Source organism: Nocardia sp. NPDC101769 (genome assembly GCF_044766925.1).
GTDB lineage: Bacteria > Actinomycetota > Actinomycetes > Mycobacteriales > Mycobacteriaceae > Nocardia.
The window spans coordinates 4471-12054 of the sequence record NZ_JBIWMX010000075.1; the positions used below are offsets into that span (position 1 = coordinate 4471).

General features: G+C 63.8%; 7 protein-coding genes. 5 read left to right on the forward strand and 2 right to left on the reverse strand.

The genetic code is table 11. The features are described 5' to 3' along the window. The coding region (locus ACIRRA_RS44390) for a protein kinase (protein WP_402781651.1) at positions 1-1735 on the reverse strand (1735 nt) is incomplete at its 3' end. 603 nt (positions 1736-2338) lie between these two features. On the opposite strand from ACIRRA_RS44390, the gene ACIRRA_RS44395 reads away from it, so the two are divergent. From ACIRRA_RS44395 to ACIRRA_RS44410, 4 genes are all read left to right on the forward strand, one after another. Further along, positions 2339-2695: a hypothetical protein gene (locus tag ACIRRA_RS44395; protein WP_402781654.1), complete on the forward strand. Its 357-nt coding sequence runs from the start codon at positions 2339-2341 to the stop codon at positions 2693-2695. A gap of 604 nt (positions 2696-3299) precedes the next feature. Then, positions 3300-3920, forward strand: a complete 621-nt coding sequence (locus ACIRRA_RS44400; RefSeq protein WP_402781657.1) for a sensor domain-containing protein — start codon at positions 3300-3302, stop codon at positions 3918-3920. A gap of 178 nt (positions 3921-4098) precedes the next feature. Then, the gene (locus ACIRRA_RS44405) at positions 4099-4413 is read left to right on the forward strand and encodes a hypothetical protein (protein ID WP_402781660.1); all 315 of its coding nucleotides are present in this window, start codon (positions 4099-4101) and stop codon (positions 4411-4413) included. Positions 4414-4919: 506 nt separating this feature from the next. Next, the gene (locus ACIRRA_RS44410) at positions 4920-5687 is read left to right on the forward strand and encodes a hypothetical protein (protein ID WP_402781663.1); all 768 of its coding nucleotides are present in this window, start codon (positions 4920-4922) and stop codon (positions 5685-5687) included. An 814-nt stretch (positions 5688-6501) separates the two neighbouring features. On the opposite strand, the gene ACIRRA_RS44415 is transcribed toward ACIRRA_RS44410, so the two are convergent. Then, entirely contained in the window at positions 6502-6894 is a 393-nt protein-coding gene (locus ACIRRA_RS44415; RefSeq protein WP_402781666.1) for a hypothetical protein, read from the reverse strand. A 324-nt stretch (positions 6895-7218) separates the two neighbouring features. Between ACIRRA_RS44415 and ACIRRA_RS44420 the strand changes: the two genes are divergently transcribed. Beyond that, the coding region (locus tag ACIRRA_RS44420; RefSeq protein WP_402781669.1) for a Tn3 family transposase at positions 7219-7584 on the forward strand (366 nt) is incomplete at its 3' end.

The following is a 7584-nucleotide window of genomic DNA, read 5'->3' on the forward strand; positions in this document are numbered from 1 at the left end:
TGACAGTACGAGTAATGGTGTCGATCACCGACACCGAATTGGCGCCGTTGTCGGTGACGTAGGCGGAGTGGCCGGCGGGGTCCACCGCCACCCCAATCGGGTTGTTGCCGACGGGGATGGTGGCGGTGACAGTACGAGTAATGGTGTCGATCACCGACACCGAATTGGCGCCGTTGTCGGTGACGTAGGCGGAGTGGCCGGCGGGGTCCACCGCCACCCCAACCGGGCCCTTGCCGACGGGGATGGTGGCGGTGACGGCGTAGGTGGTGGTGGCGTTCGGTTTTCCGGTGTGGTCGGTCCCCACCAGCTTCCAGGATGCGATGCCGATCAGGGCGGCGACAGCTGTGACGGCAGCGACCAGGACCCACCACCGACGTTTCGCTCGGCTGCCGGTGGCGCGGTGGACGCGGATGGTTTCCTGATCGGCGAGGTCACCGGCTCGCGGCTCGGCTGCTGTAGCGCCGTGGGTGTGATCGCTGGTGCCGGTTCTATGCACCGCGTTCGGGTTGATCATGGTCGGCGCCGGTTCGGCCGACGTCTCCGCGTCCGTCGACGCGATCGGTTCCCTCGACGGCGCGACCGCCGGTGGCTCATCCGGTAGCGATTCGGCGGGCGGGTTTCCGAGTTCGGTTGCATCGGTGCTGCTCGGTGGACGCGAAAGTAGCGGGATCGACGGTGGACGCGGCACACGCTGGTCCGCACTCGGAGAGGTCCCGATGCCCTGTCCTGCGGTGTGGGCGGCATCATGGGTCGTTGTGTCCGCGGCGTCGGAGTCGGTCGGTGACGGTGTGTCGATTGCTGTGTTTTCCGCGGCGGGACCGGGGGCTGGCTTCGGCTCGCGGACGGCGGGATTGATCACGGTTTCCGCCGGAATCGGGCGGTCCGGGGCGCTGACCGCGTGCAGGGCGGCTGCGGCGAGGTCCCCGCAGCTGCGGTACCGGTGGTCGCGGTTCTTGGCCAGGGCCCGCTCGATCACCGCATCGAAACCGGCGGGGAGGTCGGGGCGCACGGTGCAGGGTTTCGGGATGGGCGCCATCACGTGCCCGGCATACAGGTGCGCGAGCGTGGTACCCGGGTACGGCAGCCGACCGGTGAGCAGTTGGAACAGGGTACAGCCCAACGAATACACGTCGGTACGGTCATCCAGCTCGATCTGCGCGTCGAACTGTTCGGGTGAGGCGTACTGCAGGCTCAGCGCGCCCGTCCCGGTCTGGGTCATGTGCGCGGTATCGGCGAGCGCTTTGGCGATGCCGAAATCGGCCAGCAGCACCCGGCCCGGCCGACCGGGCCGCGGGTGTTCGAGCAGGATGTTGGCCGGTTTCACGTCGCGGTGCAGCACCCCGAGCGAGTGCGCGTAATCCAGTGCCTTCGCGGTTTCGCCGATGATGTGCACCGCTCGCGCCGGGTCGAGCGGACCCTTGGCGACCGCAGCGGCAGCGTCGGTGGTGTCGATGAATTGCATCGAGATCCACAACTGGTCACCAACCCGGCCACGCCGGTGTACCGGCACAATGTTCGGATGCTCCAGCCGGGCAGCGTGCGCAGCCTCCAATTCGAAATGCGAGCGCACGTACTCGTCGCCGGTCAGATCCCGATGCAACAACTTCAACGCGACACTACGCGGCAGCTCGGGGTCACGGGCCCGGTACACGGTACCCATACCGCCAACCCCGAGAACCATTTCGACGGTGTACCCGGCAAACACCTCACCGGGGCGCAGGACGACCCGATCCACCAGGCAGCCTTCCCCTCAGCCCCGACCACACAGGTCGCAGAATACTGGCCCCAGGCGAGAGCGACCGATGCAGCAACAACGGCCACACAATTGCACCGCCGGACAAGAAAACCGCCATTGCAGCCGACAGAGAAACCCTGGCCAAAATAGGCATTACAAGTCCGGTCCCCCCAGCCAAAGTCACCACCAGAAGCAGGAACCGCCAGCAGTTCAGCGGTACGAACTCTGAAAGCGGGCCTTCATGTCTGACCTGTAGCAACCTCATTCGTGGCCTCCATGGAGATGGAGCAGGGTTACTTGCGGGTTACCAGCCAGTGTGACAGATGCCGCGCGACTGAGGGGGATCGCGAGCCCCAGTTGTTACAACATCACCTCGAGCACCAGCTGCGGCGGTCGACCCGCGGCCTCATCGCCTCCACTCGTCGCGCATATATGGGACTTCGGGTGAGCGTCGCTCTGAGCACGGCCAAATGCGGGTCTGCTGCGAGTTGTCTGCGCTCATCTCGTGCGAGTTTCGGGATGCTGGCCGGTCCTGGCCTACTGGCCACGGTGCCGGTTTAGTTAGCGCTGTCGCACTGCCCGCGTTTGTTGAACAATGAGGTGATGACATCAACGCTGAACATCACTTTCGAAAACCCCGCGTACAGGACGGCAGGGATGAAGGCGGGGATAAAGGGTCGGGAGAAGCTCGGCGTCCCGTGCTGTGCGGTCGACGGCGTCGAGCACCAATGCGATTGGCACGGACCGACACAGGTCGAGATCGCGCCGGGCCAGCACATGATCGAGACGTATTTCCGGCCGAAGACATTGCCCGTCAAAAGGGGTAAATGCAAAGCCGAGGTGGCCGTGGCCGCGGACGAAGCGGTGACCGTGCGCGCCAAGTTCGACCAGATGGTGTCGACGCTCGTCGTCGCAGGTCCGGGGCGCGCCGATGAGCGGCATCGGCGCGTGTACTTCTGACCCAGACACCGCCTTCTTTGGAAATTTACACAGAAAGTAAGCCGCGTCGGCCGGGTAGCGTCTGACCCGGAGGCCCGCCAGCGCCTCGAGGACGGAACTCATTCCGACCTTGTACGGCAAGGTTTGGGACCTGGATGGTGGATTCACGACCCCCAGCGAGACGGTCCCGGAAGACAAGAAGGCGACCGCACCTCAAGGCACACTGCTGGCACTTGTAGGTTCTCATGTGAGCAGATGTAAAGGCATGCATGACCTGCAGTTCGCCACTTGCAGCCTTGCCGTCATCATCCACACCTTCTCATTCGAGTTGGCGGACTTCCGGTCGAGCAAGCAGGCGCCGCGCAGTGGTAGCCGGTGACTGACGCGGCGTCGCTCGGACGGCCCCGCGCCCCCTCATCGGCGCCACCTGACAGTGCGAAAACGCCGCCATCTAACGCTGCGAGTCACAGCTGCACGCTCGACGGTTTCAGCGCCCAGAACGAATCGAACGGTGGTTCACGTCATGCATATCGGGAAACCTGCACTTCATGGCAGGCTCAGGAGTCTCAGGTCACGACGATGCGTCCGGCTTGCCGGAGCAGTCGCCATCACCGGCGTATGCACTTTGACTGCAACCGGCTGTTCAAAGCCGCCGGCAGCGGCACCGACGGTGGCAGCGAGCCAGCTGGATTCACTGCTACTCACACCCGCCGAGGCGTCCACCGTGCTCGGCGCTACCGACCTGCAAGTGACCGTTCCGCTCAACCACAACGCCGCTGGTGAAGTACCCATCGCTCCACCGGCCTGCCTCGGAGCGTACGAACCAGCCAGCACCATCGAAGGCACCGGATACCTGGTTGTCACGAGCGAAACACTTGCAGACGCCACGCATATAGCTGAATCCAGACATAACGTACAGCAAGCAGTCTTCAACTTTTCTACGGCAGCTCAGGCAGCGTCGTTCGTGCAGGCTCAAAGCCAGCAATGGCAGTCCTGCGCGAACAAAACCCTCACCTACACCGGGTCCAACGGGAAGCAGGAGGGATGGGATTCCGGTCCGGTCGAAGGCGCCCCACCAGCAATCGCCATGCGACTAACCGAAAGGAACACTGGCGGTTGGACCTGCCAGCGCGCACTAAGATCCGCGTCCAATGTCGTAATCGACGTCAACTCCTGCGCATATGACACCACCACCAACCGTGGTAACCAAGTCGCTGACGCTGTGGCCGCCAAAGTACCGCACTGAATCGCGATCAGGCGCCATCGATCCGCCTGCGCCACCCTGCGCGTAGTCGCCAACCGACTGGGGGTCACCGTAGTATCGGCCGAATTTCGGGCGGATATGGCGTAGTGGGCTGGTAGAGCAGGGTTTTCGTGTTCGGGGTGCGCGGCCGGGTATCCGGGGCAATCCAGGAGGTGGGCTTATGGCGGCGACCGTGACCCGGATCCACACCGACGCGCCCCGCACCCTTCGCGGATCCGCCGAGGCGTTCCTGGACACCATCGGGCCCGGCAACACCCGTCGCGCCTACGGCATCGCGGTCGTCAAGACTGTCGACCAGCTCGACGGCCGCGATCCGGACGGACTGCCCGACCCCAGCCGGGCCCTGGACTCGGTCTCCGACGACGAGATCGGCACGGCTCTCGAATCCCTCTGGGGCCAAGCGGCGGTCAACACCTGGAACGCGCGCCGCGCCGCGGTCGCGAAGTGGCTGCCCTGGTGCCGCGAGCAAGGCTGAGACGCCCCGAAGGTGCCGGCGTCGGCCGCGCGATCGACTCCGCCGGATTCGGAGACACCAGTCGGTCGCGGACCGCAGTCGACCGGAGCCCGACAGCATGCTTTCCGACGAGTTCGACAACCTGGTGATGGCCGATTGGGGCGCGGCACATCGCGCCGACCGCGGGCACCTACGCCGGTCGAGATGGCCGCCGCCGAGATGGCTGCGGCCGAGGTCTCCGAAGCGCAGGCCCGGCTCACTGGGGGCCGTATCGATTTGTGACGAAAGAACTCGAAGAATGGCCGCAGGTAAAAGCGCCTTTCCATGGGATTGGCCCCAGCGCGGCCCAATGATGAGACGATTGGTCCAGAGTGCCGGCACCCCGGGTGGGAGGGAAACCCTCCGCCATCGTCCGGAACCGCGACACGGGCGACTGTCGTGTCCCTCCGTCGGGTGTAAATGGTGCCGTACTCGTGTTCGCTGTCTGCGGGAAGAATCAGTCCGAACTGTCCGTACGGTCCATGAAAGTGGAGGTTGCGATGGCGGATCAGGATCAATGGCACTTCTGTGGGAAGTGTTTCGGGATGTTCTACTTTGGTGACCAGCAAGCGCACCGGGGTTTGTGCCCGGCCGGTGGCGGTCATCAGGCGTTCGGGTTCAACTTCGTTCTTTCGCACGACGTGCCGGAAGGACCTGGCACGCAGCAGGAGTGGCGGTTCTGTCAGAACTGCTTCGTAATGTTCTACAACGGCGATCAGGGCGGGAACAAAGGTCTGTGCCCGGCCGGTGGCGGTCATCAGATGTTCGGGTTCAACTTCGTTCTTTCGCACGACGTGCCGGAAGGACCTGGCACGCAGCAGGAGTGGCGGTTCTGTCAGAACTGCTTCGTAATGTTCTACAACGGCGATCAGGGCGGGAACAAAGGTCTGTGCCCGGCCGGTGGCGGTCATCAGATGTTCGGGGACAACTTCGTTCTTCCGCACTTACCGGAGTTCTTGCAGTGGCCATCGCTCTCGCTGCAAACGGTCTCGATCGAGGGAGAGGGACAGTTCGTTGAGGTTAGTGGCGCTGAGTTCACCTCCGGTAGCACCGCTCGCATCAACTACGACCTGGAGTTCTCCGACGGAGGGCCAACAACGCACACAATAAGTGAGGACGACGTCACCGTGGCGGGAGACCGGTCGTTCATCGACAGGATTCCAGTGAGCGACAGCAACCTGACGCACGTTGACGTGAAGGGAAGTGACACCGTCACTGGAACCGAGGTCACAGCAAGTCTCCCAGCCGGCGGGTGACGCCAACGCTTGATATGTCGGCATGTTCTGTCAAGTGGCAGGTGAAAGCGGTCCCGGCAACGTGGGTTGCCGGGACCGCTTTTCGAGCTGATGACCAAATCCCCACCGAAGGCAGAAAACCTGCGCGGTTACTTCAAATTGATTCTTTGTGTTGACGGTCGTGCGGGCCGACGCCGTCGCCGAGGCGGTCGCCTGGGCGCTGGACTCCGAGGTCGCCCGCCGGTGAATACCCTCGCGCGCCCGCCTTCTCGTCGGAGGTCGGCCATACCTCAAACGAACAGGTTGCCGAACACCCTGTCCTGCGAGAACATCCGGCCCGTCGACGGAGGATTCGCGTTCGGCCACCATCGTTTTCCGAACAGGGAGGTCCGGGTAAATCGGCGTGGTGGCAGTCCTGGTCGAGGTGGAGATACCTACGATGGTCTGCGGTCGCCTCCCTGCTTCGGTGACCAGCTGGCCTCGCCCGGTCGATCCCTCGGAGGCCGGGCGGGTCCATGACCGCAGCAGATGTGGGAGCCCGCCCCGAAGGGGGATGGGGCGGGTTCGGTGATCACGGTACTCGGTGTGAGTGCCTCGCAGAAATCTTCAAGCCGCACACCACATCAGCCTTGTCGGCGCCACCTGAGGGTGCGACAACGCCGCAATCTACCGCTGCGAGTCATACTTTTCGGCGCACGTCGGCGTGTGGTGCTGGGGAAAGGTGCTCCTCGCGAACTGGTAATTCAGACTTCAGCAATCCGAATTATGGCCGCTCAGAGAACCTTTCGCCATCCTCAGCACGCACCCGCTTCACCAGCCCGATGAAATCTCCGGGCTAGGGGCAGGTGAAGGGAATGCCCTTGCCGCCGCTGGCGGTGCTGGCGTCCATGTAGTAGGTCAAATTGTCTGTCACATGGTTGATTTCGACGGCGACCGCGTGGGTGCCCGATGCCATTCCCTCGACGGAGAAGGCGAAGTCCCCCGTCCCGTCCCCGCCGGTCGTGAAGGTGCTCGGCGTCGAGACCGGTGCGTTCCCATCCAGCTTGAAATAGACGTGAAACTGCTGGTTGGGGAGGTTGGTCTGGTACAGGTGGCCACTCACGAAGAGGGTTTTCGAGTCGTCGCACTGGGCCGTGGCATAGCTGTGGGAGCTATCAACGGTGTGCCCCTGGTGTGCTCCCATCCATGCGACAACGGGACCGATTTCTCCGGATGTCGGCAGCGCCATGTCAGTTCTCCTTGCTCGCCGCGCCCGAAACCCCTTCGCGGACACCATTGACCGAGAGCGCTCATCACCGGCGCCAGGCCTCATCTCATCGCCCGGCAGGGGCTGCGGATAATGGTGGACCATCATCGGCCACCGTTGTCCATGGTCGCATGACCCCACTTCGTCAGTGGGCAATCCGGCGCGAAATATTCTGTAGCACAGGGGATTACCGACGCTGACCAAACCGCCCAGGCGGTACCTTCCCCGCATCCCGAACTCCGGCGTGCCGGGGTCGAGGGACAGATTCGTGAAAAGTCACTCCAATCGGTTGGCTGTCAATCCAGCGTGCTGCCGAAGATGAATTCCGGAGTCGTCAGCGTGGGCGAGGCCTTTGCGCGACGGAATCGCCTGGCAGCCCTCGACCAGGCCGCGAGGGGGCGCATCGATACCGAGAAGATCTGCGCCCACTGGAAGGACATGTGCCGGGTCGCGGTGTCGATCCATGCGTGCGAGGTCTCCGCACACGACGTCACGCGCATGATTTCCCGTGATGGGAACCCCACCCCGTTGGGGCAGGCCATCGCGCACTACGGGCGGATCTTCAAGACCTTGCACATCCTGCGCCTGGCCGACGACGAGCCGTATCGCCGAGAAGGCAAGGTCCAGGCCAATCTCGGGGAAGGCCGCCATGATCTGGCGCGGCGGATCTAT

What these genes read in the sequence shown, in the direction of transcription:
- ACIRRA_RS44395 (WP_402781654.1), top strand. Translation starts at nt 2,339, where the DNA reads ATGACATCAACGCTGAACATCACTTTCGAAAACCCCGCGTACAGGACG.
- ACIRRA_RS44405 (WP_402781660.1), top strand. Translation starts at nt 4,099, where the DNA reads ATGGCGGCGACCGTGACCCGGATCCACACCGACGCGCCCCGCACCCTT.
- ACIRRA_RS44415 (WP_402781666.1), bottom strand. Translation starts at nt 6,894, where the DNA reads ATGGCGCTGCCGACATCCGGAGAAATCGGTCCCGTTGTCGCATGGATG.